23 protein-coding genes are annotated in these 25,303 nt (G+C 39.5%); 17 read left to right on the top strand and 6 right to left on the bottom strand.

Going from position 1 to position 25,303, the window contains the following annotated elements:
* The first annotated feature begins 110 nt into the window (after window positions 1-110).
* The 9 genes from K8L98_RS14870 to K8L98_RS14830 all read left to right on the top strand — a co-directional run bounded on the left by K8L98_RS14870 (window position 111) and on the right by K8L98_RS14830 (window position 8,842).
* Complete coding sequence (locus K8L98_RS14870) at window positions 111-1,196, top strand: tartrate dehydrogenase (protein WP_223435789.1); 1,086 nt, start codon at window positions 111-113, stop codon at window positions 1,194-1,196.
* A 13-nt stretch (window positions 1,197-1,209) separates the two neighbouring features.
* Complete coding sequence (locus tag K8L98_RS14865; protein WP_420828792.1) at window positions 1,210-2,658, top strand: aldehyde dehydrogenase family protein; 1,449 nt, start codon at window positions 1,210-1,212, stop codon at window positions 2,656-2,658.
* Window positions 2,655-3,428, top strand: a complete 774-nt coding sequence (locus tag K8L98_RS14860; protein ID WP_223435788.1) for an SDR family NAD(P)-dependent oxidoreductase — start codon at window positions 2,655-2,657, stop codon at window positions 3,426-3,428. Before K8L98_RS14865 ends, K8L98_RS14860 begins: the two co-directional genes overlap by 4 nt.
* Window positions 3,428-4,291: an energy-coupling factor transporter ATPase gene (locus tag K8L98_RS14855; protein ID WP_223435787.1), complete on the top strand. Its 864-nt coding sequence runs from the start codon at window positions 3,428-3,430 to the stop codon at window positions 4,289-4,291. The genes K8L98_RS14860 and K8L98_RS14855 overlap by 1 nt, the downstream gene beginning before the upstream one ends.
* On the top strand, window positions 4,288-5,160 hold the full coding sequence (locus K8L98_RS14850; protein WP_223435786.1) for an energy-coupling factor transporter ATPase: 873 nt from the start codon (window positions 4,288-4,290) through the stop codon (window positions 5,158-5,160). Before K8L98_RS14855 ends, K8L98_RS14850 begins: the two co-directional genes overlap by 4 nt.
* Before the next feature lie 5 nt (window positions 5,161-5,165).
* Window positions 5,166-6,011 (top strand): energy-coupling factor transporter transmembrane component T family protein, encoded by an 846-nt coding sequence (locus K8L98_RS14845; protein ID WP_223435785.1) that lies wholly within the window; start codon window positions 5,166-5,168, stop codon window positions 6,009-6,011.
* A gap of 72 nt (window positions 6,012-6,083) precedes the next feature.
* Window positions 6,084-6,641, top strand: a complete 558-nt coding sequence (locus tag K8L98_RS14840) for an ECF transporter S component (protein WP_223435784.1) — start codon at window positions 6,084-6,086, stop codon at window positions 6,639-6,641.
* Window positions 6,641-7,612, top strand: a complete 972-nt coding sequence (locus K8L98_RS14835; RefSeq protein WP_223435783.1) for a P1 family peptidase — start codon at window positions 6,641-6,643, stop codon at window positions 7,610-7,612. The genes K8L98_RS14840 and K8L98_RS14835 overlap by 1 nt, the downstream gene beginning before the upstream one ends.
* A 15-nt stretch (window positions 7,613-7,627) precedes the next feature.
* Window positions 7,628-8,842 carry a M20 family metallopeptidase gene (locus tag K8L98_RS14830; protein WP_223435781.1) on the top strand — a complete coding sequence of 405 codons (1,215 nt, stop codon included), beginning with the start codon at window positions 7,628-7,630 and terminating at the stop codon, window positions 8,840-8,842.
* Window positions 8,843-9,153: 311 nt separating this feature from the next.
* Here K8L98_RS14830 and K8L98_RS14825 read toward each other — a convergent pair whose 3' ends face one another.
* The 3 genes from K8L98_RS14825 to K8L98_RS14815 are packed head-to-tail and all read right to left on the bottom strand — an operon-like array spanning window position 9,154 to window position 12,826.
* Entirely contained in the window at window positions 9,154-10,281 is a 1,128-nt protein-coding gene (locus K8L98_RS14825) for a Ger(x)C family spore germination protein (RefSeq protein ID WP_223435779.1), read from the bottom strand.
* Window positions 10,271-11,752 (bottom strand): spore germination protein, encoded by a 1,482-nt coding sequence (locus K8L98_RS14820; RefSeq protein WP_223435778.1) that lies wholly within the window; start codon window positions 11,750-11,752, stop codon window positions 10,271-10,273. The genes K8L98_RS14825 and K8L98_RS14820 overlap by 11 nt, the downstream gene beginning before the upstream one ends.
* Before the next feature lie 9 nt (window positions 11,753-11,761).
* Window positions 11,762-12,826 carry a GerAB/ArcD/ProY family transporter gene (locus tag K8L98_RS14815; protein ID WP_223435777.1) on the bottom strand — a complete coding sequence of 355 codons (1,065 nt, stop codon included), beginning with the start codon at window positions 12,824-12,826 and terminating at the stop codon, window positions 11,762-11,764.
* Window positions 12,827-13,011: 185 nt separating this feature from the next.
* Between K8L98_RS14815 and K8L98_RS14810 the strand changes: the two genes are divergently transcribed.
* The 5 genes from K8L98_RS14810 (at window position 13,012) to K8L98_RS14790 (ending at window position 17,747) form a co-directional block, all read left to right on the top strand.
* Window positions 13,012-13,359 (top strand): DUF3243 family protein, encoded by a 348-nt coding sequence (locus K8L98_RS14810; RefSeq protein WP_223435776.1) that lies wholly within the window; start codon window positions 13,012-13,014, stop codon window positions 13,357-13,359.
* A 509-nt stretch (window positions 13,360-13,868) separates the two neighbouring features.
* Window positions 13,869-14,903, top strand: coding sequence for an ABC transporter permease (locus tag K8L98_RS14805; RefSeq protein WP_223435775.1), 1,035 nt, complete (start codon window positions 13,869-13,871; stop codon window positions 14,901-14,903).
* A gap of 1 nt (window position 14,904) precedes the next feature.
* Window positions 14,905-15,582: an ABC transporter ATP-binding protein gene (locus K8L98_RS14800; RefSeq protein WP_223435774.1), complete on the top strand. Its 678-nt coding sequence runs from the start codon at window positions 14,905-14,907 to the stop codon at window positions 15,580-15,582.
* Between the two features lie 111 nt (window positions 15,583-15,693).
* Window positions 15,694-16,368 carry a response regulator transcription factor gene (locus K8L98_RS14795; protein ID WP_223435773.1) on the top strand — a complete coding sequence of 225 codons (675 nt, stop codon included), beginning with the start codon at window positions 15,694-15,696 and terminating at the stop codon, window positions 16,366-16,368.
* Window positions 16,365-17,747 (top strand): sensor histidine kinase, encoded by a 1,383-nt coding sequence (locus K8L98_RS14790; protein WP_223435772.1) that lies wholly within the window; start codon window positions 16,365-16,367, stop codon window positions 17,745-17,747. The genes K8L98_RS14795 and K8L98_RS14790 overlap by 4 nt, the downstream gene beginning before the upstream one ends.
* A 602-nt stretch (window positions 17,748-18,349) precedes the next feature.
* Here the strand turns inward: K8L98_RS14790 and K8L98_RS14785 are convergent.
* Together K8L98_RS14785 and K8L98_RS14780 are read right to left on the bottom strand one after the other, a co-directional pair.
* Entirely contained in the window at window positions 18,350-19,165 is an 816-nt protein-coding gene (locus K8L98_RS14785) for an endonuclease I family protein (protein WP_223435771.1), read from the bottom strand.
* Complete coding sequence (locus tag K8L98_RS14780) at window positions 19,165-20,127, bottom strand: S8 family peptidase (protein WP_223435769.1); 963 nt, start codon at window positions 20,125-20,127, stop codon at window positions 19,165-19,167. The genes K8L98_RS14785 and K8L98_RS14780 overlap by 1 nt, the downstream gene beginning before the upstream one ends.
* Window positions 20,128-20,584: 457 nt before the next feature.
* Between K8L98_RS14780 and K8L98_RS14775 the strand changes: the two genes are divergently transcribed.
* From K8L98_RS14775 to K8L98_RS14765, 3 genes are all read left to right on the top strand, one after another.
* Entirely contained in the window at window positions 20,585-21,139 is a 555-nt protein-coding gene (locus K8L98_RS14775; protein ID WP_223435768.1) for a GNAT family N-acetyltransferase, read from the top strand.
* Window positions 21,140-21,656: 517 nt separating this feature from the next.
* Window positions 21,657-24,272 (top strand): phosphoenolpyruvate synthase, encoded by a 2,616-nt coding sequence (gene ppsA / locus K8L98_RS14770; RefSeq protein ID WP_223435767.1) that lies wholly within the window; start codon window positions 21,657-21,659, stop codon window positions 24,270-24,272.
* Between the two features lie 392 nt (window positions 24,273-24,664).
* Entirely contained in the window at window positions 24,665-24,820 is a 156-nt protein-coding gene (locus K8L98_RS14765; RefSeq protein WP_223435766.1) for a DUF1540 domain-containing protein, read from the top strand.
* Window positions 24,821-24,947: 127 nt separating this feature from the next.
* Here K8L98_RS14765 and K8L98_RS14760 read toward each other — a convergent pair whose 3' ends face one another.
* Window positions 24,948-25,190 carry a hypothetical protein gene (locus K8L98_RS14760; RefSeq protein ID WP_223435765.1) on the bottom strand — a complete coding sequence of 81 codons (243 nt, stop codon included), beginning with the start codon at window positions 25,188-25,190 and terminating at the stop codon, window positions 24,948-24,950.
* Between the last annotated feature and the right edge of the window lie 113 nt (window positions 25,191-25,303).

Raw genomic sequence — 25,303 nt, 5'->3', positions numbered from 1 at the left:
AGTACATTTATACCTTAAAACGCCTTTATAATTCAGAATATTTTAAATTAACTGAATTGGCATAGAACTTGCATTAATAATCTATTAACAGAACAAAAAGAGGTGATAGCTTGCAACATTTTTCAATAGCTGCCATACCTGGTGATGGAATTGGCCCTGAAGTCATGGCAGAAGGATTAAAAACATTAAAGAAAATTCAGGAACTCCACGGAGGAATTCATTTCTCCATAGACACATTTGATTGGAATTGTGATTACTACTTAAAACACGGAAAGATGATGCCGGAAAATGGCTTGGACATTCTGCGGGATTATGATGTCATTCTGCTTGGGGCAATTGGTGCCCCAACTGTGCCTGATCACATTTCAGTATGGGAACTGATCTTGCCCATTCGCAGAGCCTTTCAGCAGTATATCAATTTGAGGCCTATTAAACTATTAAGAGGTTTGAACAGTCCCCTCCGGTATAAAGCTCATGATGATTTGAATTTTGTTGTAGTCCGTGAAAATACTGAAGGGGAATATTCCAACATGGGAGGGCGCCTTCACGAGAATACTCCTTTTGAGCTGGCGGTACAAAATAATGTTTTTACGAGATATGGAAGCGAAAGAGTCATCAAATATGCCTATTCGCTTGCTGAAAAAAGACCTAAGAGAAGGCTGACGGCAGCAACAAAATCGAATGGTATAAATCACTCGATGCCTTTCTGGGATGAAATCGTCAGAGAAGTCGGCATGCATCATCCGAACATCAAGACTGATATTTATCATATTGATGCACTGGCTGCTTACTTTATTACAAGACCGGAAGAATTGGATGTAGTCGTTGGCAGCAACCTGTTTGGCGATATTTTAACTGATCTTGGTGCAGCCATTGTCGGTGGCCTTGGTCTTGCGCCTTCCGGAAACATTAATCCGGAAAAAAACTATCCGTCGATGTTCGAACCGATTCATGGTTCTGCACCTGACATCGCCGGAAAAGGAATTGCCAATCCAATTGCACAAATCTGGAGTATTAGCTTAATGATGGAGCATCTTGGCTATTCTGATATAGGCGACTTGATCGTTTCTTCTATTGAAGAGGTTCTTCTTGAAAAAAATGTATCTACCCCTGATCTCGGCGGTAAAAATACGACAATAGAATTTGGAGAAGCCATTAACAAGCAAATGACCAAAATGAGCATGAATTCTATATAAGGAGATGAAAATGATGACTGAGATACAAACATCCCTGCTGAATCATAAAAACTTCCATTTATACATTAACGGTGAACACATTCACACAGTACATCATATTCCTGTCTATCACAAGTACACAGGTGAATTGATTGCATCAATCTCTAAAGCGGAAAAACAACATGTAAAGGAAGCTGTGAGTGCTGCTGAAAAAATCTTTAAATCAAACAAATTAACTGCCTATCAACGGTCTAATATTCTATCAAAAGCAGCAGACTTAATGGAACAAAGACGAGAGAATTTTGAGGTTTCATTAGTAAGAGAAGTTGGAAAAACACGCAAAGATGCATCAGGGGAACTGGATCGCACGATTAACACGATTCGATTGTCTGCTGAAGAAGCTAAACGAATAGCAGGAGAAATGATTCCTCTTCAGGCGACAGAAGGATCAGATAACCGGCTGGGATTTACCATTCGTGTTCCTAAAGGTGTCATAGGAGTGATTACTCCATTCAATTATCCTTTATTATTGGGCATCCATAAAATAGCGCCAGCTCTTGCGGCTGGAAATACCATTGTAATTAAACCAGCAACTTCAACTCCTCTTGCGACCTTTCAGCTAGTAGAACTCTTAGAAGAAGCAGGTCTTCCCAAGGGATATGTGAACATCATTACCGGAACAGGAAGTGAAGTGGGTGAATGGCTATTGGAAGATGAACGAATTGCCATGTATACGTTCACGGGTTCTGGTGAAGTAGGCAAGCATATTAAAGAACGAAGCGGACTGAGGCCTGTGGCGCTTGAACTGGGAAACAATTCTCCAAATATTGTTCATAATGATGCAGATCTTGAACTTGCTGCAAAACTGACGGCAAGCCGAAGTTTTCATAATGCTGGACAAGCCTGTATAGCTGTACAGCGCTTATATATCCATCAATCGGTATTAAAAGAGTTTACGGAAAACTACTTATCGCATGTTCAGCAGCTGATAGTCGGCGATCCTGAAAAAACAGAAACAGATGTGGGCCCGATGATCAGTGAGAAAGATGCTATTCGATCAGAGGAATGGGTGAGAGAAGCCATAGAACAAGGTGCCAAATCTTTGCTTCCATTAAAGAGGGAAGGGGCGGTCTTATATCCAGTGGTACTCGTTGACACGAATCCTGCCATGAAGGTTGTATGTAAAGAAGTCTTTGCCCCAATCGTTTGTATCATCCCTTATCAAGATATTGAAGAGGCATTTCATTCTGCTAATCAATCAGAATATGGTTTACAGGCAGGAATTTTCACACGTGATTTGCAGCTGGCTATGAGGGCGGCAAAAGTTCTGGAATACGGTGGAGTCATTATTAATGATGTATCCACTTATCGTAATGACGTTATGCCTTATGGGGGAGTGAAAAACAGTGGCCTTGGGAAGGAAGGGCCGCACTATGCGATTCAAGAAATGACAGATGAGCGAATGGTGGTGATGAACCTGTGACTGCAAGATTGTTAGAAGGAAAAACAGCCGTTATTACAGGTGCGGGCTCAGGTATGGGAAAAGCTGCAGCTAAATTGTTTGCAGCACAAGGGGCAAACGTGGTTCTATCTGACATAAATAAAGATGCAGCAGACCAGACGGCGGAAGAAATAGATCGAACAGGACACGTTAAGACGGTTTATACAGATGTAGGAGATGACGAAAGTGTCCAAAATCTTGTCAAAGAGGCATTTAATGAATTTGAAGATATAGATATTCTGATTAATTGTGCCGGCGTTCCGCAATTCTTTACCCCGATAGAAGAAATGAGCTTAAGTGAATGGGATAAAATTATGTCTGTTAATTTGAAATCGATTTTTCTAACAACCCGTCATCTTGTTCCTATTATGAAAAGAAAGGAAAAAGGATCGATTATAAATATCGCATCGATAGCAGGAATAAGGGCCAGGCCAGGATTAAATGCATATTGTGCATCTAAAGGAGCAGCGATTATGTTAACCAGGGCATTGGCGCTGGAATTGGCTCCTTTTAAAATACGGGTCAATGCCATTAATCCAGGCCCTGCTGAAACACCAATGCTTGAGAGATTTTTACCTGGCGATCCGCAAAAAGTAGAAGAGGATAAAAAGAAAATTTTTCTTGAAAGTGTTCCTTTAGGTACGTTAATTCAGCCTGAGGATATTGCCCAAGCGGCACTATATCTTGCTTCTGATCTCGCCAGGGCTGTTACTGGGGAAATCATGAATGTTGATGGAGGAAGGGGAGTGTAATGAGTAAACCATTCATTAAAATAGATGGAATTTCGTTTGAATATACAATTAACAACCAAAAGACTGTTCCTGTTCTGCAGAACGTTACCTTTGATGTACATCCGGGTGAATATGTGGCGATAATTGGTCATAATGGCTCTGGAAAGTCAACGCTGTCAAAGCATTTTAACGGAATTCTAAAACCGCAGCTTGGCGATATTTTTGTGGATGGTTTAAATACCAGAGATGGAGGACTGCTCCGTGAGATCCGTCAAAAAGTAGGGATGGTCTTTCAGCATCCCGATAACCAGATTGTTTCGACGATTGTTGAAGATGATGTAGCTTTTGGGCTGGAGAATATCGGAGTACCTGCTTCAGAAATGAAGGCAAGAATTGATTTTGCATTAGAAGCGGTTGGGATGAGTGCATTTCGGAATCGCCCTCCTCATCATCTCTCAGGAGGCCAAAAGCAGCGGGTTGCTATTGCGGGAATCCTTGCGATGAAGCCTGATTGCATTGTCCTGGATGAAGCGACCAGTATGCTGGACACTTATGGAAGAAGAGATATTCTGGATGTTGTCCGCAAGCTTAATAACGACGGTATGACGATCATTACTGTAACCCACCATATGTCAGAGGTAGCTGAAGCAAGCCGGGTTATTGTCATTGAAAAAGGTCAAATCGTATTGGATGGTGCACCAAGAGAAATTTTTCAGCAGCATGAACTGCTGCATCGATTGCAGCTGGATGTCCCTGTAGCAAGCCAATTAGCAAGGCTGATTCATAAATATGACAATGAATATGAGGCTGATTTGATTCATAATAACGAGATCGTTCAAGAGGTAATCCGTTTATCAGCCAAAAGAGGGGTGTATGCAGGTTGAGTGAATTTCCCATTCTTGAAGTGAAGGACTTACATCATATCTATATGGAAAAGACACCTCTTGAACACAAGGCCCTCTCCGGAGTAAGTTTACGTGTTGATAAGGGGGAATGTATAGCAATTATTGGACATACAGGGTCAGGCAAATCGACTTTAATTCAGCACTTTAATGGGCTGATGCGCCCTCAGCAGGGTAATGTTATAGTGGACGGCCAGCATTTATCTAATCCAAAGCTAGATGTAAAAGCGCTGCGGAGAAAGGTCGGCCTTGTGTTTCAGAATCCAGAGGATCAGATTTTCGAAAAATTGATTGGTGATGATATTGCTTATGGCCCATTAAAGATGGGACTTCCTTTAAAAGAAGTAAGAGACCGTGTGAAATGGGCAATGGAATTGGTTGGGCTTTCCTTTGAAGACCTGAAAGATCGTGCTGCCTATGCCTTAAGCGGCGGCCAAAAAAGAAAAGTCGCTCTGGCCGGGGTGCTTGCTTTAAAGCCTGAAATTTTGGTATTGGACGAACCGACAGCAGGCCTTGATCCAAGGTCAAGACAGGAACTTTTGGAGCAAATACTTCAGTTGAACAAAAAGGAAAATATGACAGTCATTTTTGTCTCTCACAACATGGAGGAAGTTGCGTATTTAGCAAATCGAATTTACGTTTTAGCAGAAGGAAGAAATCTGATTGAAGGAACACCGGGAAACATATTCGGCAATTCCGAAATCCTGGCAAAACATCATATTGGAGCACCTCAAACGGTGGAGATTCTGGCGCAGCTAAAAGAACGAGGATATTCAGTCAATCTTAATGCATATGAAATAGAGGCTGCAGCAAAAGAACTGGTTTCTGTCATTCAGTCAAATAGGAGGTGAGGAAAATGGCTGGTTTTGAATTCGAGTTAACCCGAAATATTACCATAGGGCAGTATTTGCCCACAGGTTCTCTCATTCATCGTATGGATCCTCGCATGAAGCTCTTGGCATTTACCATCCTTGTCATAGCAATGGCTATTTGTGACACATATGGGGGAAATATAATTGCACTAGCTTTTGCATGTTATTTATTTTATATGTCACGTATTCCGATTAGCTATGGTTTGTCAGGAGTCAAGCCGGCTGTCCCTTTCATTTTGATCTTAGCGGTATTGCAGCTGTTATTCTATAGCGAAATTGCTTCAGGCGGAACGGTTTTTGTCGATTATGGATTTATTCTTATTACTAGTGACAGCGTTCGTCTGGTAATCGTTTCTGCCCTTCGATTTATTGAAATCATTTTTTTAAGCAGTGTATTAACCTTAAGCACTTCAACCACACAAATTACACATGGTATCGAAAGTCTGTTAAGACCTTTAAAGCATGTTAAGTTTCCGGTTCATGAATTTGCTCTAATCATTACGATTGCGATTCGCTTTGTTCCTACATTTGCAGTGGAAATGGAAAAAATGATGAAAGCTCAAGCCTCAAGAGGGGCAGAATTTGGCACAGGAGCATGGTGGAGAATTATCCAGCGGACCAAGGATGTCTTTCCGATTATCATTCCATTATTCAATGTTGCGATGGCGAGGGCTGAAGATTTAGTGCTTGCTATGGAATCCAGATGCTATACCCCGGGGAGTGAACGGTCAATTTATACAAAATATAAAGCTCAAAGCAGAGATTATAGTGCACTCCTTTTCTGTATTCTATTTACTATTCTATTATTGGCATTTCCATTTCCCTATTAGATTTTAATCCATTTCTATTATTTAAAATGCAATACCATTCTAGCAGTCTGAAAAAATAAGGAGGGTAATCGAATGGAAAAAGGTCTAACCACTAGAAAGATTGTCATTGCCGGAGTATTAGGAGCAGTAGCTATTTTGCTTGGTGTCACCCGATTAGGTTTTATTCCTGTTCCAACTGCAGCGGGGAACGCTACTATCATGCATGTCCCGGCAATAATAGGAGGAGTCATGCAAGGCCCGTTTGTTGGATTAGTCATTGGACTGATCTTCGGTGTGTCTTCGTTCCTTGATGCAACCATTCCGTTATTCAAAGACCCGCTGGTTGCTATACTGCCGCGATTGTTTATTGGAGTAACAGCCTATTTATCTTACATTTCCTTGAAGAGAGTCAACGAATATGCCGCTATTGGGGTGGCAGGATTTGTAGGTGCATTTACCAATACGCTGCTTGTTTTGACAATGGCGGTAATCAGAGGATATATTGCTCCAGGTGTCGCGGTTACGATTGCTGTAACCAACGGAATACCGGAAGCAATTGTTTCCGTGATCATTACGCTTGCGGTGGTTGTCGCATGGAAAAAGCTGGACCATAGCGGAAACAAGAAATCAAAGATTTCAGGAGAATTGTAGTGGAACGGTTTTATAACATAACAGACGTTCCTGGTGTAAAAGTAGGGAATGAAGAGGACAAATTTGGTTATACGGGCTGTACCGTTTTATTGTTGGAGAAAGGTGCTGTATGCGGAGTAGATGTTAGGGGTTCAGCTCCAGGAACAAGGGAAACCGATTTACTGAATCCAGTGAACCTTATAGACCGGGTTCACAGTATCTGCCTGGCGGGAGGAAGTGCCTATGGCCTTGATGCAGCAAGTGGTGTTATGCAGTTTTTGGAAAAGAAAGGTATTGGTCTGGATGTAGGTGCAGGAGTGGTTCCGATTGTTCCCTCAGCTGTCCTGTTTGATTTGCCCGTAGGGGACCCTTCTATTCGTCCAGATCAGAAAATGGGATATAAGGCTGCATCAAACGCAAAAAGAGGATATTTCCCGTTAGGTAATTCAGGAGCGGGCTGCGGGGCTACGGTTGGAAAAATAGCTGGTCACGATCGGGCTATGAAGGGCGGGCTTGGTTCCGCTTCTAGAGTTTTTCCAAATGGTTTGGTTGTAGGAGCCATTGTTGCAGTTAATGCGATGGGGGAAATTCGAAATCCCGAAACGGGAGAAGTGATTGCCGGTGCCAGAGATGATCAGGGGAAAATAAAGAGCAGTTTAGAATGGATGCTAGAGCAGCCTTCCATTCCCCTAAAGCCCGGTACTAATACAACAATAGGGGTGGTTGCCTGCAATGCGAAGTTAACTAAATCGCAGGCCTCTAAAGTAGCCTCCATGGCACATAATGGATTAGCGAGAACCATCTATCCTGTGCATACGATGTTTGATGGAGACACAATCTTTTCCCTGAGTACGGGGGATATGAGTGCATCAGTTGACCTGATTGGAACGATTGCTGCTGACATTTTGGCAGAAGCGGTCATTCTGGCTGTTAAGAATGCAGAAGGAATTAAGGGCTTTCCATCAAGTAACGAAGTCAATGAATCTCATTAAGAAAGGACGTTTGCCATGACAGCAGCGATAGAATCTATTCTTCCTTTTATTGATAAAAAAGAAGTGATTGAACTGACAAGGAGTCTTATTCGTATACAAAGTGTCTATCGTCCAAATGTCGAGGGCGGAAACGAGGAAAAAGTCGCCCGTTTCATAGATGACTATCTTAAGAACATCGGATTAGAAGTTTATTATGAAGAAGTGGTGCCAGGACGGCCAAATGTTATTGCGGTTTATGACTCTGGCATTCCAGGCAAAACTCTCTTATTTGAAGGACATACGGATGTAGTGACTGAAGGAGATATTGATTCATGGACATATGATCCTTTTGGCGGAGAAGTCAGCAATGGCAGAATTTATGGCAGAGGTTCTTGTGATACGAAAGGAAACCTTGCTGCAGCCATTTCTGCTGTTCATTCTATAAAAAAATCAGACGCTGCTTTTAATGGGAAAATAATCCTTTGTATCCCATGCGATGAAGAGGGAATGATGATCGGAATTAAAGATTTTATTAAAAAAGGATGGGCAGATGGAGTGGATGGAGCTATTATCTGTGAACCTGAGGAGAATCAGCTCTGTATTACACAAAAAGGGGCGATGCGCATTGTATTAAAAACTTACGGAAAAATGGCTCATGGTGCGATGCCGCTCACCGGAATTAATCCAAATACACGAATGGCTAAATTAATCGTAGAATTGGACCAATTGGAACAGCGGGAAAAAGAACGGATGGGTGAACATCCCTATCTTGGATGGCCTAGTATTACTCCAACTATCTTGCAAGCGCCAGTTAAGGGAGAACCGCAAATCAATGTAGTTCCCGCACAATGTATGACTACACTGGATATTCGGACGGTTCCCGGGCAAGAGCATCATCAATTGAGGAAAGAAATAGAAGTCATTATTGAACAGCTGGGTAAAGAAGATCCACATTTCAAAGCTACACTTGAATTGATTGAAGACAGACCTTGGACAGAAACATCAAAAGATCATGAGGTGGTACAAGCAGTAGCTCAGGCTTATAAGCAAGTTACAGGCAAAGAACCCGTATACAATGGGGTCCCTGGGGCGACAGACGGGACGTTCCTTCACCTTGCAGGTGTGCCGATCATTACAACAGGAGCAGGTGACCGCCATATTCCCCATCATGCCGATGAATATGTTGATATTGATGAGCTCGTTGAAACTGTGCAAATCTACACACTTTCTGCTCTTAACTTTTTAAAGTAGAACTCTACACAGTAAAAATAACATCAACAATCATATAATCAGTTCATTCTATTAAATGAAATAATATTGATGGGAAGTTGAGTAAAAGAGGTGTGCCATGAGGCTAACTTTTGGCACACCCTTTTTTACTGTGAAAACGGCTAGAAGTGCCTGTTCTTTCATGGTGGGCAGGTGTATATATAGACTAATCGGATGAGAAAAATCTGGGCCATGGAATGAAATCCGCTTTGAGCCTCCGTGGTACATGGTTCTGGAACGACACTCCATTTTATTTTTCCGGGGCTAAAGAGTGACCTTTACCAAACATCATATTACTCTTTGTATTTCTGACTTCCGGCATTCACAATGACAACTTCTATTTGGATCTCAGACAGAGAATCTTCCCGCAGCTTATATTTTTTTGTGAGTTCAGGTGATGAGCGGTATGTGGATGCAGTCAAATTATACAAATCTGCGTCCAGCTTAATTCCGTTTTCATATGTGCGCTGTACATCATTTTTAATTTCTTGTTTGATTTTTTTCTTTAAACTGGTCAGTGAAGGTTCATCTACACTTTCATCAATGAAAGCCTTAGTATTCAATTTAACAGTATAGTGCAATCCATCCTTTACAGGTTGATGAAGAGTGATTTTATAGCCCTTCACCAAGAGTTCAACGACAGTTTTTTCATGAGGGATTTCAAGTTTATTTTCTTTTTGCTCCTCTGTTAACCATTGTAGTCCTGAAAGATCTTCGTAACTCAAAAATCCCTTGGATTTCATCTTGGATACAATAAAACCTCCATTTACTTGAGGGGTGGGGGGCTTTTTTTCATCTTCCTGCCATTTTCCCTGAGAGATAATAACATTCGGAATCAGGATCGATCCATAAGGCTCATTGCCGCCTCTCATCAGCATCTGCATATTTAAAGGATTTACAGCATGATTCCGGCTAAGCATAATGTCAGGATGAAACATGACTTTATATGTTGGTGCCTGATTAAAGAGAGACTTTGTTTTCAAAACTTCTGACAAATCCTCAGATGTGCCGAAAACCCAAGAGGTATATCTGATTAACGGATCATGGCCTATGTGAGAGATAACTTCTTCTAACTTTTGATTAATAACCCTCTCACTTAGCAAGATTACCTGTATGTGGCCATAGTACAGGGGATATTGGGATGCCTTCTCCAATTTCCTGAACGCCATCGTTAAGCTATCTGCTTCCTCTTTTCCTACCAGTACTGGGGACTCCGAAGGCTGGGATCCTCCACCTTCTTGCTTTGCTATGGAAGAAAAAACGGCAGATTCTGTGTATACAATATACTTTCCATCTTTATAGTCCACTCCTAATGCCTCAATATAAAGCTGATCGCTAATTCCCCGGCTTCCCCAGCATCCGCTCAGAACGGTACTGATCGAAAAAAGCAGCAGAAAAAGTTTTATATGTTTAGTGATCATTGTTGTCACCTTGACGGGATGAGTCCTGAGGAAACATCGATTTATCTCTTTGTTTCATAAGCGGAAAAGGCAGTTTGAGAAATGTTTTTAGAAAGTCTGAAACATTAGGTGCAGCCAATGTTGCCAAGTAAGGATAGTCAAATGAACGCAAGGACCCCAGAAGCAAAAATAAGCTGAGCATTGATATAAAAAAGCCGAATAATCCAAACAAACCGCACATCAAGAGGGTATAAACACGTAAAAAAAGCAAATTTCCGCTTAACGATTGGTTCACGAATGTATAGCTTGCGATCATGGTGATTGCTACGACAACAAGTGTAGTAGGGGAAGTAAGACCTGCACGAATGGCTGCATCTCCTACGATTAACCCTCCCAATACAGCTACAGTCTGACCGACTGCCCTCGGCAGCCTTGCGCCAGCTTCTTTAAACAATTCGAACAATACGACCATAATCATCATCTCAAGCGGCAAGGATAAAGGAAGTCCGGTTCGAGAAAGAGTAAGAGTTGCAAGCAGCGGATAAGGGAGCTGATCCTGGTGGAAGGTTGTTAGCGCAACCCACAGACCAGGGAGTGAAATCGTTGTAAATAATCCCGTAAAACGCAGAAGCCGTTCAAAAGTAACCATATAAAAACTTGCGTTTGAATCCTCTGGTGATTTTAATGTAATCCCTAGTGTCGCTGGTCCTATCAGAACCGTAGGGGATCCATCGACAATAATGATGAAATGACCCTGAACCAAGGATTGAACGGCATAATCAGGACGTCCTGTATTATCAAGTAAAGGAAAAATAGAAAAGTAATGATCTGATAAGGCCTCTTCTAAATCACTGCTGCTCACCAAAACATCAAGATCTAATTGTGTGAGACGATGATGAACCCGTTTTACTAAATCCTGATCGATAATATCATTTACATACAGCAGAGATAAAGAAGTCTGGCTTCTCTTTCCAATCGTATAGGATTTACTATGCAGCGAGGAAGATTTAAATCGTTTTCTTATTAGGGCGAAATTCGTTTCTAAATCCTCAATAAATCCATCTCGCGCTCCTCTGATCGAAATTTCTGTATTGGATTCTTCAGGGCTTCTTTTAGGTGTGTTTGATAGATCAATTGAATAAACATAGCTTCCATGATCTTTTGTTATTAAAACATTGCCTGAAAACAGACTGCGTTCTATCAACTGAAGCTCTTGATCAGTAAGAGAAAGTTTATTTACTGTAAAACGGTTTCCTATCGATTGACAATCTAAAGTTTCACCTTTTTCGATTATTGATGTCAAAAAAGGAAGCAGCGTTTCCTCCATAATCTGAACATCTGTTAACCCCTTGCAAAACAAAAGCGTATAACCGCAAGGAAATTCTTCAGTAAATAAGCGTTTCTTAATGACCACATCCATATTGTTTTGAAAATAGGACAAAAATTCATTTAGTTCAATAGCTTTGACATTAGCGGCAGCATTATGTGTCATACAGTTTCCTCATTTCTTAAGTAGGACGTAAATACAAATGATGCTGATGAGCGGAATCATAACGTACATCTGGAAGGGAAAAAAGTAATGATAGAGATACCTGAAAATGACAAGGTTAGATATTGGAGCAAGTGTATAGCCGATTACCAGAATGTATAAAAGACTTATTATCCAAATTCTGTATTTTTTCACTTTAATCAAATGTGATCCTATATAAATCAGTAAGCTGATACGAATAAACGCTCCTGAAATCCATTGATAGATCGACAGAAAATCCATTCTGGTAATTTCTTTGCTGATGGTAAGGAGCTTCCATTGCTCAAATGCAGGATAGCGGAGCTTGCTTGCCTCGTATGGTCCAAACTCAGCGATTGCTGCCATCAAAGGACCAAGCATGAGTCCCATTAAGATAAAAGCCACCAGGAAAATATGCTTCCATTTCAAAGGCTTATTCGTATACTGGACCATAAATAAAAGCGTGCATAATTCTGTAAGTCCAGAAAAAACGTAGGTTGTGCCCTTTATTATTGGTCCTGGTCCATGTTCAGCGATGGGAAGAAGCATGGAGTAATCCTTATGCTGAATATTTCCAATTGCGATGAAAAAACCAAAGGCAACAACCAGCGGAAGAGCAATCATAGCAACAATGCCTAATTCCTGAATACCTTTATATGTTCCGAAAAAACACAGTAAGCCTAACAAAATGCAAAGAACAAGCGGTGGAGTATTCATCAAATAATTGGTTTTTGTCCAAGTAACTGTATCTCTGAAGGTCACTGCAGCATTCAAATAAAAATATAGGAACAAAATCACTGATAACAGAAAAACAGGAACACTTCCAAGACGAGATTTCAAATAGTCTAAAAGGTTTTGATTTCCAATCTTTTTAGTAACTGCACCTATTAATAGAATCCAAATGATATAAGGAACGATTGAAACAGCAACACTGAGCCATGAGTCTCGCCCGGCAGCCGAAAGAATAAGCGGTAAGATAAGAACGTGATTGACTAATCCGGAAGACATGATAATCATGAAATAGATATGGATAGGAGCAATTCCTGGCTGAATTCGCATGTTTTCCCCCATTGTTATTAATAAAAGTTAGTATTTAGTTAAAAAATGGGTTTTATACGATAATTTGGTGGTGTTTCCCTGATTTTCAACATAGTCAGGCAGTAAAGAGTTAATAAGTTTCGATATGAAAAAAGCGGGTAAAAAACTAATAGAACGACGCTTATATAAAGAAGGGATGGATTCAAATGTCAGAACAAAATCATATTATTAATAAAAATGAAGGTCTGGAAACAGAAAAAGTTGAAAGCCGCATAGCGACGATTCCTGATGAAAAGATGGAAGATATTCTGGGGAGTTTTGAAAGCTTTAAACAGTATTTGGGGAAAAGGGTGGCACTAGGCGAAAAACTCGGACTAAATGAAGAACAATTAGCCAAAACAGCAGAAAAGGTAGCAGCATACCTTGCTGAAAATGAGGAACCGAGAAATAGAGAAGAAAAATTGCTTCAGGAACTTTGGAAAGCATGCGGGCACGAACAGCGCCATCAATTGGCGCATATGCTTGTCAGGCTTGTTGGAAAAGAGAACGCATAAAATCATTAGAAAAAACTAGAGCGGAATTTTCCGCCCTAGTTTTTTCTTTTATGAATGGGAACGGCAGGATCGTTCGGCATAATAAAAGATAGGGTGATAGAGGTTAAACTCATACGTATGCCGCGTCCACAATGCCGACCATTTTTTCAATGTCGTAAAGGTCCAGCATAGAAACATAAAAACTGCCATTTCTTTAGCAGATGCTCAATTATTCTTAGAAGGAGAACAAACAACACTGCAGCTGTTTGAAAATCACAAAAAATCGATTCACAAACAATTAAGACGCTGGGGGCTACTGGAAAAAAGCTTGATGATAAGATTGCTGCTTATAAAGAATTAATAAAGAAAAGCACTATTAATAAGCAAAATTAACAAACCATTAAAAAACCTGTAAACGGACTTCGAACCTGTTACAGGTTTTTTATGCTGTACGTTTGTAATCTCCCGTTCATGTTGTGTTCACCTTGCTTATTTATAATTTTCGTATCAAGAGAATTGGAGGAAGCAAAATGATTCTGGCATGGAAGGAAATCAAAAAAAACAAGGCCCGTTTTATCATTTTAGGATTCATCATTTTTTTAGTGAGTTTTCTGACGTTTATGATTTCTGGGCTTTCAAATGGATTATCCAAAGATAATGCATCTCTGATAAAAGATTTGCCTGATGGTCATTTCTATATGAATGAAGATGCTGAAGAAAATTATCTCGCATCTAAGATTGATAAAAAGATTGAGGGAAATGTCCTTGCGGAAAATAAACAGGCATCTGTCCTTGCAATCCAAATGGGTTTTATAAACGATGATCAAGATAAGCAGCATAGTGTTGCATTTGTGGCAGCAGCTCATTCGCCATTTTTTGAAGAGGTCGGAAAAGGAGAAGTGATTCTAGATCGTTCTTTAAAAGATGAAGGAGTGAAAATAGGAGATAAGGTAAAAAACAAACAATATAGTAAAGAACTGATCGTAAAAGGGTTTGCAGATCACAAGAAATTCAGTCATGCTCCTGCAGCTTTTATTCATAAAGAAGATTACAAAGAAATTTTTAAAGGAACTGAGATGCAGTTAATCTTTATTCCAGAACTAGTTGAGGCTCCATCTATTACCGGACTTCAGTCTTTTACGAATGACGAGTTCCTCAGCACAATTCCCAGCTATAGCGCGGAGCAGATGTCCCTGAATATGATTTCCTGGTTTTTAATAGTCATAAGCGGCATGCTGTTTACTATTTTTTTCTACATGATGAATGTTCAAAAAATAGGGCTGTACGGAATATTAAAAGCCATTGGCATGAAAACGAGGTCGTTGTTTGTTATGATGTGGAGCCAAATGATGATCATCACGCTCGCTTCACTTGGAATATCTGTTCTATTGAGCCAAGCGTTAGAAACCGTTGCTCCTGAGGGATTGCCATTTTATTTGCCGGCCAAAACCAGTTTTCAGTTTTCACTCGTTTTTATAGCAGTTGGGTTCATTGGGGCTACATTATCAGGTATTCAAATAAAAAAAGTCGAACCATTAAAAGCCATACAACAGGGAGAAGGGTAAAATGACAATATTACAGCTGAATGATGTGAAGAAAACGTTCATTTATGGTGAAGAGGAAGAACAAGTATTAAAAGGAATTAGCCTATCTCTTAAAGAAGGTGAAATCACTGCGTTAGTAGGGGCCTCAGGTTCAGGGAAGAGTACGCTTTTGACGATTGCTGCAGGACTTCAGCGTGCAACACATGGGAATATTCTTTTTAATGGTGAAAATGTAAGTGAAATGAGTCAGGACCAAATCAGAAATTTGAGAGCCAATCAGTTTGGCTTTATTTTTCAAGCTTCTCATCTGGTCCCATTTCTTACGGTTCAAGATCAGCTAATTCTCATGCTTAAACTCTCTGAAACAAAGCTAAAGAAACAGGAACAAAGAGACGAAGCAGGAAAGCTGCTAAAATTGACAGATCTGTATCATCGGAAGGATGCATATCCCCAATCTTTATCAGGTGGAGAAAAACAGAGAGCTGCTGTAGCCAGAGCCTTGATACACAAACCAAAAATCTTATTTGCGGATGAACCGACAGCCAGTTTAGATTCTAAAAGATCAAAAGATATAATGAATTTAATCAAACAATTAACAAAAACGATGAAGATTACCACAATGATGGTTACTCACGACGAAGAAATGCTTCTTTATGCAGACAAAGTCGTTACAATAAAGGATGGGCTGGTTTTCAATTAATGGAACAATCATGAAAAGACTGCCGGAATCTGAGGCAGTCTGATTTTGTCCATATTAATTTGATTACAATAGTGAATGATAGGTTTATTTCTTATCTAAGGGGAAGAGAACATGAAAAGAATTTTAGTAGTGGACGATGATCAGGATATGGTGAAATATATCCAGATAGAGTTAAATCGAGCAGGCTATAATGCAATCGGCGCCTATTCTGGTAAGGAAGCTCTTTCCATATTAAATAAAACGTCGGTCGACTTAGCTGTAATAGACATTATGATGCCTGGTTTAGATGGTTTTGAAGTAACAAGAGAAATGAAAAATATTTGCGAGGTGCCTGTCATCTTATTAACGGCAAGGCATCACATAGAAGACAAAGAAAAGGGATTTCAATCAGGAACAGATGATTATGTCGTAAAACCATTTGAATTTAAAGAATTACTATATAGAATACAAGCTATTTTAAGAAGATATCAAAAACATCAGGATGAGCTCCTGATTATTGGTTCTATCAAAATTGACCGCAGAAGCTATGAAGTTCAGGCGGAAAGCGGGACGCTGATGCTTCCGCTTAAAGAATTCGAAGTCCTGAGCCTTCTCGCATCTCGTCCAAATCATGTGTTTACCCGCGAACAAATAATTGAAAGTGTGTGGGGAATAGACTACACAGGTGATGACCAGACTGTCAATGTTCATATGAAACGAATCCGCAGCAGGCTTTCCAGCAAGGCGCCTGATATACAAATTACAACAGTCCGCGGAGTAGGGTATAAGCTGGAGGAGCTGACATGACCCATTCACTCTACCTGAAGTTCGTTTGGTTTACTCTCATTACAATGATCATCAGCAGTTTAACATCCTTCTTTGTTATGAATACGTATTATCACCAGTATGTAAAAAAAGAAAATGATAAGAAGAATGCAGCGATTGCGGCTGAGATGTCGGCATATTTAGAAGGTTTGAGTTCCGATCAGCTAAGTGATGCTTTTGAAATGCTGGGCGCATCCGGCTATCAGCTATATGTGGAGGATCAAAGCGGAAGCAGTTCTTTCTATGGAGGGGAGTACCGGGATAAAACTTTGCCCAAAGAGGTTATTTCTACTGTCATTAACGGGGAAGTGTACCATGGAATGCGAGACTACCCAAGAGAAACGTTTGTGACAGGATTTTTTGCAAATGAGCTAAAAAATTCAGTAGGTGTTCCATTGGAAGCGGATGGAACAAAATATGCTCTATTTATTCGTCCTAACATCGGCCTGCTGTTTGGAGAGCTTCGTTTTTTATTCGGAGGTCTTGGTATTGGTCTATTGCTTTTAAGTGTTTTTGGCATGATTATTGCTGCAAGGAAATTAATTCATCCAATTACTCACTTGACCAACGTGACAAAAAAACTGGCCGCTGAATCGTTTGATGAACCGATTAACATTTCCCGCCGAGATGAAATCGGCCAATTAGCTGAAAGTTTTGATGCAATGCGTGTGCAAATCAAGCAGCTGATGACAAAAAGAAAAGAGTTCGTAAATAATGTTTCACACGATATTCAGTCACCGCTGCATACGATTCAAAGCTACCTTGCGTTATTAAATAAGCCTGATGTGACAAAAGAAGAGCAATTCGCTTATCAGAAAATTATTCATCAAGAAACGTCCAGATTGTCTGAATTAACTAAACAGCTGCTTGCATTAACCGTTTTGGACGAATCTCTTGCAGTTCAAGATCAGAAACTTCTTTCAATAAATAAACAATGGTTAGACACGATTAACCACAATAGATGGAAATTAGAGGAAAAAGAAATGAGCCTTTCTCATTCTTTGAAAGCAGAAGATATCAAAGGAAATGCAACCTTGCTTCAAACAGTATGGGAAAACCTTTTAAATAATGCGGTTAAATATAGTGAAAAAGGCGGAAGTATTCATATTGAAACAGATAATAATGAGGATCAGGTTACGATCATAATCCGCGATGAGGGGATTGGAATGTCTGAGGATGAGAGAAAACAGGCGTTTGAGAGATTCTATCGTGCAGATAAGGCAAGAACACGCAAAACCGAAGGGACAGGTCTTGGTCTTTCGATTGTGAAAAAGATTGTAAAGTTGCATCATGGCAGTATTTCAATCGAAAGTGAACCTTTAAAGGGGACTTCAATCACTATTTCCTTACCTAAAGGGTAGCAAAAAGATGATATTTGTAAGAATCAGGGTTACATTAGAGTAAAAAAAGCTGAAGTAATTATACTTGAACTCATTTAAAAGAATATATACACCTACTCAAATCGTTCTTATTTGGTTATTTACGAACAATGCGCAATTGATCTCTATATAGAGTTTAAATATGATGGATAGTGGGTAATTTACGAAGCATGTCGATTGATTGACCTACTTGCTCATACAATTCTCATTCACTGGTATCCGATTAGCAGTCCTCTGGAAACATGGTATTTCATTCTTTGAATGATCATTGTGGGGGTAAATCATTTGAAGGGAACGGAAACCTCTAAGTGCAATCAAACTTTATGGAGGGGAAAGAAATAAAAGAAGCCTGTATCAATGATTACTTGGTAATCTTTGATACAGGCTTTTTAATTCAATAAGTGAATTGTCATTATATAAATTTAACATCGGGCCTGTTGCAAGTTGCTGCAGGACCTTTAATATTCGTCTGGATATTTTTCTGACAAAGCATAAAAATTATAAAAGGAAGCCGAATGGCTGCACTCCTTTCAATCTTTTATTCTAGAAAGACCCTTTCACAAAGGAGTTTCCAATCAATCACTTTATTTTTCTATGGTTACAATACTCTCTGCCATCTCTGGAAAATCAATAAATGGGTTCCGATTGCCTTGAAGTTCATAGATAGCTAGGTTGCGATGCTTTTCATAGATGGATACCGGAAATGTTTGATGCCATTTTAGCAATAAAGAGACATTCTCTAGTTCTTTTTTTATTGTGTTTGGATAGCGAATTAGGAAATAGAGTGTTGCTCTGGCAACGATTCCTTTGCCGTATTCTGGTTCGAATTTACTTTCTTCAGTCTTGCCGCAGCCATCTTTGATTCCTAGAATCCATCCTTCAGGGACATAATCGTGGAAATCATAGTAAGGATGGTTGCTGCGACTGCTATTGCAGGTGGGTTCGCAGGCAAATAGATGATGCAAGTCTCCTCTCATCGGTTCTTTTTTATCGAACCATGATTGAGGAACTACATGTTCACAGTTTAATAGATCTTCCGAGAAGCTGCCAATTAACCCTTTTGCCTGCATTTCATGGAGTCGAACGTCCTCCTCTATGACAGAAAGCGGATTCATCCCTTTTCCAGAATAAAGGCTTTTTAATTGACCGTTTTCCTGCAAATCAACCCAAGGGTACACATAACGGTGCGGGCTGTAGTTTAACTGATCTGTATGTGTTTTTTCAAGCAATGTATGAAGGCTGTCTGACAGATTAGCATCCGTGAATGAAATGCTCTGGTAATATTGATCCTTGACTTCCTTATCTTTCTTTTCGTCATAATAGGATCGATTTTCTTTATATTTTAAAAAGTCTGACTTGGCCGTTTCCCGTTCACTGTATAGCAATTCTAGCTTTTCCATTATAATTTCAACGCCTGAGCAGATATTTTTTGGTTGAACACATCCGATAAGCAGTCCTCTGCTGTTAAGTACAGCAATCCGTTGCCTTCGAGTTTTGGCGAGTTTCCTAGCGGAACCGTTCTCTTTATTAATTGTGCATACAGCTCAGGCTCTGTGAGATTTCGCTCAAAGTTTTTGTTGGCAATCTCTTTAATGAGCGCAAGTGAACCGGATATATGCGGTGCTGCCATCGAGGTTCCGCTTAGTTTTGCATACTTTCCCTTTAAATACGTTGAAAGGATTTCTTCACCAGGAGCTACTAAGTCGACTTCATTATTCGAATTTGAAAATTCAGAAGAACGGCGTTGCAGATTAATAGCTCCAACGCTAATGACTTCGTTGTAGCAGGCAGGATAGGCCAATTCATTTGAAGAATCCTGTCCATCTCCCTCATTTCCAGCAGCGCATACTACTAGAATTTGCTTAGCGATTGCGTTTTGAATAGCTTGATGCAACTCAGAAACATCCTCAGAACCACCGAGGCTCATAGAAATGATATCCGCCTTTTGTTCAACTGCATAGTTAATTCCATTTATGATCCAGTCGTATTGACCTGATCCATTTTTATCAAGAACCTTTAAAATCAGTAGACTCGCTTCAGGTGCAACCCCAACTACTCCTGTATCGTTATGGACCGCAGCAATTGTGCCAGCCACATGGGTTCCATGGCCATTATAGTCAGTATATACATCAGGATTTCCATTATCATCACCAGTGAAATTCCGTCCTCCGATAATCCGCTCATTCAAATCAGGATGGGTGACATCGCAGCCTGTGTCCAATATCGCAACCGTGATTCCCTTCCCTTTCGATTTCTCCCAGATTTTTGGAGCCGCAATAAGTTCAATACCTTTTGGCACCTCAGACACCGCTTCGACCACTGCATTTACTTGATACGGAATTAAATGTAATTTTCGCTCCATTTGTATACCTCCTGACAGAATTAATTTTCTGTTTATTCTTGGTAGTTACTAATAGTTTAACAATTCAAAATCTATATAAACAGTTACAATAGATGTGTTTTTATCGAACTAATGTTCCTGTTTTGCAATTGTCCCAAGTTACGAAAATCATGACTGACTTCTTAGATCAACACGTCATCTAGCTGGTTTAGATACAAGTTGGCTTAACCATGAAATAAAAACCAATAACACTGTTAGTCAATCACGCATGACTAATTTCCTTCAATAATCGGGCCATTTAATTGAATAAGACTTAAAGAAGAATTAGATATATATGTTAATTTTGGTTTGAGATTGTGAGGAAATGTACTTAAACTAAAGAATCAGGTTAGTACAACAATAAGCATCACTAATTAAAGGGATTTTGCTCTTCAGTATAGAAAGAACAAATAATTAAAAATGTTAGGGGATATAGGAGATGTCAGAACAAAGCAACCAATCCATTCAGATTAAGCCTTGGGAAGATAAGGACCTTGAATTACTTTTTCGTATGAACACTCCAGAGATGTTGAAGCACCTTGGGGGTCCGGAGAGTAAGGAAAAGGTTTTGAAACGACACAAACGGTATCTTGAGCCTGGTAATTGGGGAAGTATGTTTAGCATTAAAATGTTACCAGATATAGAAGCAGCAGGATCTGTTGGATACTGGGAAAATAATTGGAATGGTGAAAATGTGTATGAAACTGGATGGAGCGTCTTACCATCGTTTCAGGGGAAAGGTATAGCAACAATGGCAGTGAAATTAGCATTAGTTAAAGCAGCTGAGCAGAACAAGTATAAGTACGTTCACGCTTTTCCTTCAATCAGTAATCCTGCTTCAAATGCAATTTGTCAAAAGCTTGGCTTTCAATTTATCTCCGAATGCGAATTTGAATACCCGCTGGGGAGCTTTATGCGGTGCAATAATTGGCGTTTAAACTTAATTGATTATCAAGAAGTTTTCTCTAAGAAAGATAACAAAGATGGGATGTAAATGGGCTGCCGCCAGCAAAACGCGGATTTACTTTAAGCAACTAAAAAAAACGAAAAAAGCCCAGTTTCTTAATATTAATACTAAGAAACTGGGCTTTTTAATATTGGAATTTCTTAACGTTGTAAATCCGTATTTTCCTGACGCTACACTAAATGATTGGATATTTGGATCATATAGTGTGAGTCATTTGTCTTGTAAAATGGGTTTTTCTTCCTTTGAATTTGCATCAATTATGGTCGTGAAAATACATTGATAAAATTGAGAAACTGTGGTAAATTTATATAGATACACACTGTTAATGGATTTTTGTATAAAATATCCCTATTTTAATTATACATCATAAAATCCTTTTCAGTCAACCCCAATTTTTATTTTTTTGATATGAACATGGAACTTCGCCAGAAGCAAGAACGAGTGGACAGCGTAATGGAAACAATTACAGAACAAAGGTTGATCAGATGAACAATTTATGCATATGATTCGTCTTGGTATTGAGCGATAAATGGGAGGGAAAGAAATGAAACCATATGTACTAGAGTTTCGGGAGATCGATAAAACGAGACAAATGGTGGTCGGTGGCAAAGGGATGAATTTGGGCGAATGTTCGAGGATTGAAGGAATACTTGTACCAGAGGGATTTTGTGTTACCACTGAGGCATATAAAAGAGTCATTGGGAAAAATGAGGAGCTTCATCAATTACTGGATCAACTAGCAGTTCAAAAAGTGGACGCACGAGAAAGAATTAGTGAAATTAGCGGGAAGATTCGTGAGCTGATTGAGGGGATCGAGATCGAGAAGGGGATCGAAGAAGATATCGATCGATGTCTCTTAACTTTTGGCTTCGAGCATGCATATGCTGTTCGTTCAAGTGCTACAGCAGAGGATCTTCCATTTGCCTCCTTTGCTGGTCAACAGGATACCTATCTAAACATCAAAGGAAAAGATGCAATTTTACAACATATTAGTAAGTGCTGGGCTTCACTATTTACTGATCGTGCTGTGATTTATCGAATACAAAACGGATTTGACCATCGTAAGGTTTATCTGTCTGTTGTTATTCAAAGGATGATTTTTCCACAAGCATCCGGAATACTATTTACAGCTGATCCAGTTACCTCAAACCGCAAGGTGCTGTCGATTGATGCTAGCTTTGGACTGGGTGAGGCACTTGTCTCTGGCATAGTGTCTGCGGACAATTATAAAGTGCGGGAAGGCAGGATTGTGGAGAAGACGATTTCTGGCAAAAAGTTTGCTATATATGCACGAAAAGAAGGCGGAACGGAGAAAAAGGAAATTGAGCTGCGTCAGCAGAATCTATCGACCCTGTCAGATGAGCAAGTGTTAGAGCTAGAACAGATCGGCAGAAAGCTTGAAGCTTATTTTGGATGTCCGCAGGATATTGAATGGTGTCTTGTTGACAATGAAATTTACATCGTTCAAAGCCGGCCCATCACTACTTTATACCCGATCCCTGAAGCGAACGATCAAGAAAATCACGTCTACGTATCTGTCGGTCATCAACAAATGATGACAGATCCCATAAAACCACTGGGATTGTCTTTTTACCTGTTAACGACTCCTGCACCCATGCGTAAAGCTGGCGGAAGATTGTTTGTTGATATTACACATAATCTGGCTTCCCCTGTTAGCAGAAAAATGTTATTAGATGCCATGGGACAACACGATCTGCTCATGAAAGACGCACTTATGACCATTTTAGAGCGAGAAGATTTTATAAAATCGTCACCAGATGGTGAAAAAGTACCGAGTCCCAGTAAAAGCAATAAAGGTATATCGTCTTCGGGTTTTCAAGCACAAATCGAAAACGATCCGACAATTGTTTCTGATTTGATTAAGAGTAGTCAAACATCGATAGAAGAGTTAAAACAAAACATCCAAACGAAATCAGGATCGGATTTATTTGATTTTATTCTGGAAGATATCCAGATATTAAAGAAGATTTTATTTGACCCACAAAGTTCAGCTGTGTTTATGGCTGCTATGGATGCTTCATCATGGATCAATGAAAATATGAACGAGTGGTTAGGTGAAAAAAACGCAGCCGACACCCTTTCTCAATCTGTACCAAACAATATTACTTCGGAAATGGGTCTGGCGCTATTGGATGTTGCAGATGTGATTCGTCCTTACCCAGAAGTAATTAATTATTTACAGCATGTAAAAGATGATAACTTTTTGGATGAACTGGTTAAGTTTGATGGTGGACAGGAAACCCGAGACACCATCTATGCTTATCTCAACAAATACGGAATGCGATGTAGTGGAGAAATCGATATTTCTAAAACTCGTTGGAGCGAAAATCCAACTACACTTGTCCCCATGATTCTCAGTAACATCAAAAATTTTGAGCCTAATGCCAGCAATCGGAAATTTGAGCAAGGGCGACAGGAAGCTTTGAAAAAAGAACAAGAGTTATTAGATCGACTGAAGCAATTACCGGATGGTGAACAAAAAGCCAAAGAAACAAAACGAATGATCGACATAATCCGGAATTTCATCGGTTATCGGGAATATCCAAAATACGGCATGGTTAATCGCTACTTCGTTTATAAGCAGGCTTTGATGAAAGAAGCCGAACAGCTTGTACAAGCAAAAGTTATTCGTGAAAAAGAAGACATATACTATCTTACTTTTGAGGAACTTCGCGAAGTCGTAGGTACAAACAATCTGAATTATCAAATCATCAATAAACGAACAGAAGAGTACAAACTATATGAAAAACTAACTCCTCCACGTGTTATCACGTCCGATGGAGAAATCATTGTAGGTGAATACAAACGGGAACATCTCCCATCTAATGCTATTGCAGCTCTACCTGTTTCTTCAGGTGTTATCGAAGGAAGAGCACGTGTCATCTTAAATATGGAAAATGCTGATTTAGAAGATGGAGATATATTAGTCACCTCCTTTACTGACCCTAGCTGGACACCATTGTTTGTATCCATAAAAGGCCTAGTCACCGAAGTTGGTGGACTGATGACTCATGGAGCAGTTATAGCACGTGAATATGGCTTACCGGCAGTTGTCGGGGTGGAGAATGCTACCAAACTGATAAGAGACGGGCAGCGAATTCGGGTGCATGGAACAGAAGGGTATATCGAAATACTATAATTCATTACATTAAGCATTATGTACAATCAGCACTATTTGGAGGTTCTGGGTTCGACCAGAAAAGTGTGATCCTATCCTTTGGCATTCACAGTTAACTGAGGCTTAGAAAGTAGCACTGTAGGGTGTAGCAATTATCTGTGCAGTGGCGGTCTGAATTTATATTATGCGTACCCTACCTGTTCGGTATGCAACTACTATTCTGAAGGCTAAAAGCACAAAAAAGTGAAAAGGTAAAAAGGGCTTAATGAAGTAATATTAGTAAAGGATTATTTCAGAATAGGGCGAAAAAGGAATGCATATCTTAAACATATTCCTAAGAATATTCACACTAAAATAAAAAGTATCAACCACCTCAAATTAGTTAATGATAACAAAAGAGGAGGTGTGATACTATGGCTAAAGATGTTCTTTGTGAAGTAAACAACTGTTCGTATTGGGGTTCAGGAAACAAATGTAATGCGGATGCTATTTACGTTGTAAGTCATAAAGGTAAGCAAGCTTCGAATAGTGAAGAAACAGATTGTAAAACATTTAAACCAGGAGTTTAATTTTCTTAAGGGGTAACCAACATTTTGGTTATCCTTTATTAGGTATAGTATTGATAATAACTATCATTTTCATTCATATTTAATAAAAATTTATTAGCTGTGATAAAACAAAAGTATTCCAAGAGGATTAAGAGTGAACCTTCTTTTCATTTATAAATAACAGATAATGGGCATTTTCCACTTTTTTTTCTAAATAGTCGAGTGAATAATTGCCTAATGGATCTGCAAAGTCTCCGATTGCCCGAGATAAATTATCAATCACTAGACTTAATGTATCAAACTGTCTCCGTTCTTTCCTTTTATTCATCTCATCCATGATTTCATATGCCAGATGTTGGATTCGACGTAAGCGTATTTCTTTTGTTTGCATGATATACTCATCCTCCTCTATATACTAACTTATATTGTCTAAATATATGACTAATTATAGAGTTTATGTGTAGATGATCTTACAGAACTCGCTCGCTTAATTCCTTGTCCTTT

Origin of the sequence: Metabacillus dongyingensis (genome assembly GCF_019933155.2) — a bacterium.
In the GTDB taxonomy this organism is placed as follows: domain Bacteria; phylum Bacillota; class Bacilli; order Bacillales; family Bacillaceae; genus Bacillus_P; species Bacillus_P dongyingensis.
Note: the sequence above shows the minus strand (reverse complement) of the source record. Positions and strands in the feature narration are given on the sequence as shown.

What these genes read in the sequence shown, in the direction of transcription:
- K8L98_RS14815 (WP_223435777.1), bottom strand. Translation starts at nt 12,826, where the DNA reads ATGCGAATTCAGCCAGGAATTGCTCCTATCCATATCTATTTCATGATT.
- K8L98_RS14795 (WP_223435773.1), top strand. Translation starts at nt 15,694, where the DNA reads ATGAAAAGAATTTTAGTAGTGGACGATGATCAGGATATGGTGAAATAT.
- K8L98_RS14805 (WP_223435775.1), top strand. Translation starts at nt 13,869, where the DNA reads ATGATTCTGGCATGGAAGGAAATCAAAAAAAACAAGGCCCGTTTTATC.
- K8L98_RS14865 (WP_420828792.1), top strand. Translation starts at nt 1,210, where the DNA reads ATGACTGAGATACAAACATCCCTGCTGAATCATAAAAACTTCCATTTA.
- ppsA (WP_223435767.1), top strand. Translation starts at nt 21,657, where the DNA reads ATGAAACCATATGTACTAGAGTTTCGGGAGATCGATAAAACGAGACAA.
- K8L98_RS14760 (WP_223435765.1), bottom strand. Translation starts at nt 25,190, where the DNA reads ATGCAAACAAAAGAAATACGCTTACGTCGAATCCAACATCTGGCATAT.
- K8L98_RS14765 (WP_223435766.1), top strand. Translation starts at nt 24,665, where the DNA reads ATGGCTAAAGATGTTCTTTGTGAAGTAAACAACTGTTCGTATTGGGGT.
- K8L98_RS14790 (WP_223435772.1), top strand. Translation starts at nt 16,365, where the DNA reads ATGACCCATTCACTCTACCTGAAGTTCGTTTGGTTTACTCTCATTACA.
- K8L98_RS14840 (WP_223435784.1), top strand. Translation starts at nt 6,084, where the DNA reads ATGGAAAAAGGTCTAACCACTAGAAAGATTGTCATTGCCGGAGTATTA.
- K8L98_RS14775 (WP_223435768.1), top strand. Translation starts at nt 20,585, where the DNA reads ATGTCAGAACAAAGCAACCAATCCATTCAGATTAAGCCTTGGGAAGAT.
- K8L98_RS14855 (WP_223435787.1), top strand. Translation starts at nt 3,428, where the DNA reads ATGAGTAAACCATTCATTAAAATAGATGGAATTTCGTTTGAATATACA.
- K8L98_RS14825 (WP_223435779.1), bottom strand. Translation starts at nt 10,281, where the DNA reads ATGATCACTAAACATATAAAACTTTTTCTGCTGCTTTTTTCGATCAGT.
- K8L98_RS14830 (WP_223435781.1), top strand. Translation starts at nt 7,628, where the DNA reads ATGACAGCAGCGATAGAATCTATTCTTCCTTTTATTGATAAAAAAGAA.
- K8L98_RS14780 (WP_223435769.1), bottom strand. Translation starts at nt 20,127, where the DNA reads ATGGAGCGAAAATTACATTTAATTCCGTATCAAGTAAATGCAGTGGTC.
- K8L98_RS14810 (WP_223435776.1), top strand. Translation starts at nt 13,012, where the DNA reads ATGTCAGAACAAAATCATATTATTAATAAAAATGAAGGTCTGGAAACA.
- K8L98_RS14820 (WP_223435778.1), bottom strand. Translation starts at nt 11,752, where the DNA reads ATGACACATAATGCTGCCGCTAATGTCAAAGCTATTGAACTAAATGAA.
- K8L98_RS14800 (WP_223435774.1), top strand. Translation starts at nt 14,905, where the DNA reads ATGACAATATTACAGCTGAATGATGTGAAGAAAACGTTCATTTATGGT.
- K8L98_RS14845 (WP_223435785.1), top strand. Translation starts at nt 5,166, where the DNA reads ATGGCTGGTTTTGAATTCGAGTTAACCCGAAATATTACCATAGGGCAG.
- K8L98_RS14785 (WP_223435771.1), bottom strand. Translation starts at nt 19,165, where the DNA reads ATGGAAAAGCTAGAATTGCTATACAGTGAACGGGAAACGGCCAAGTCA.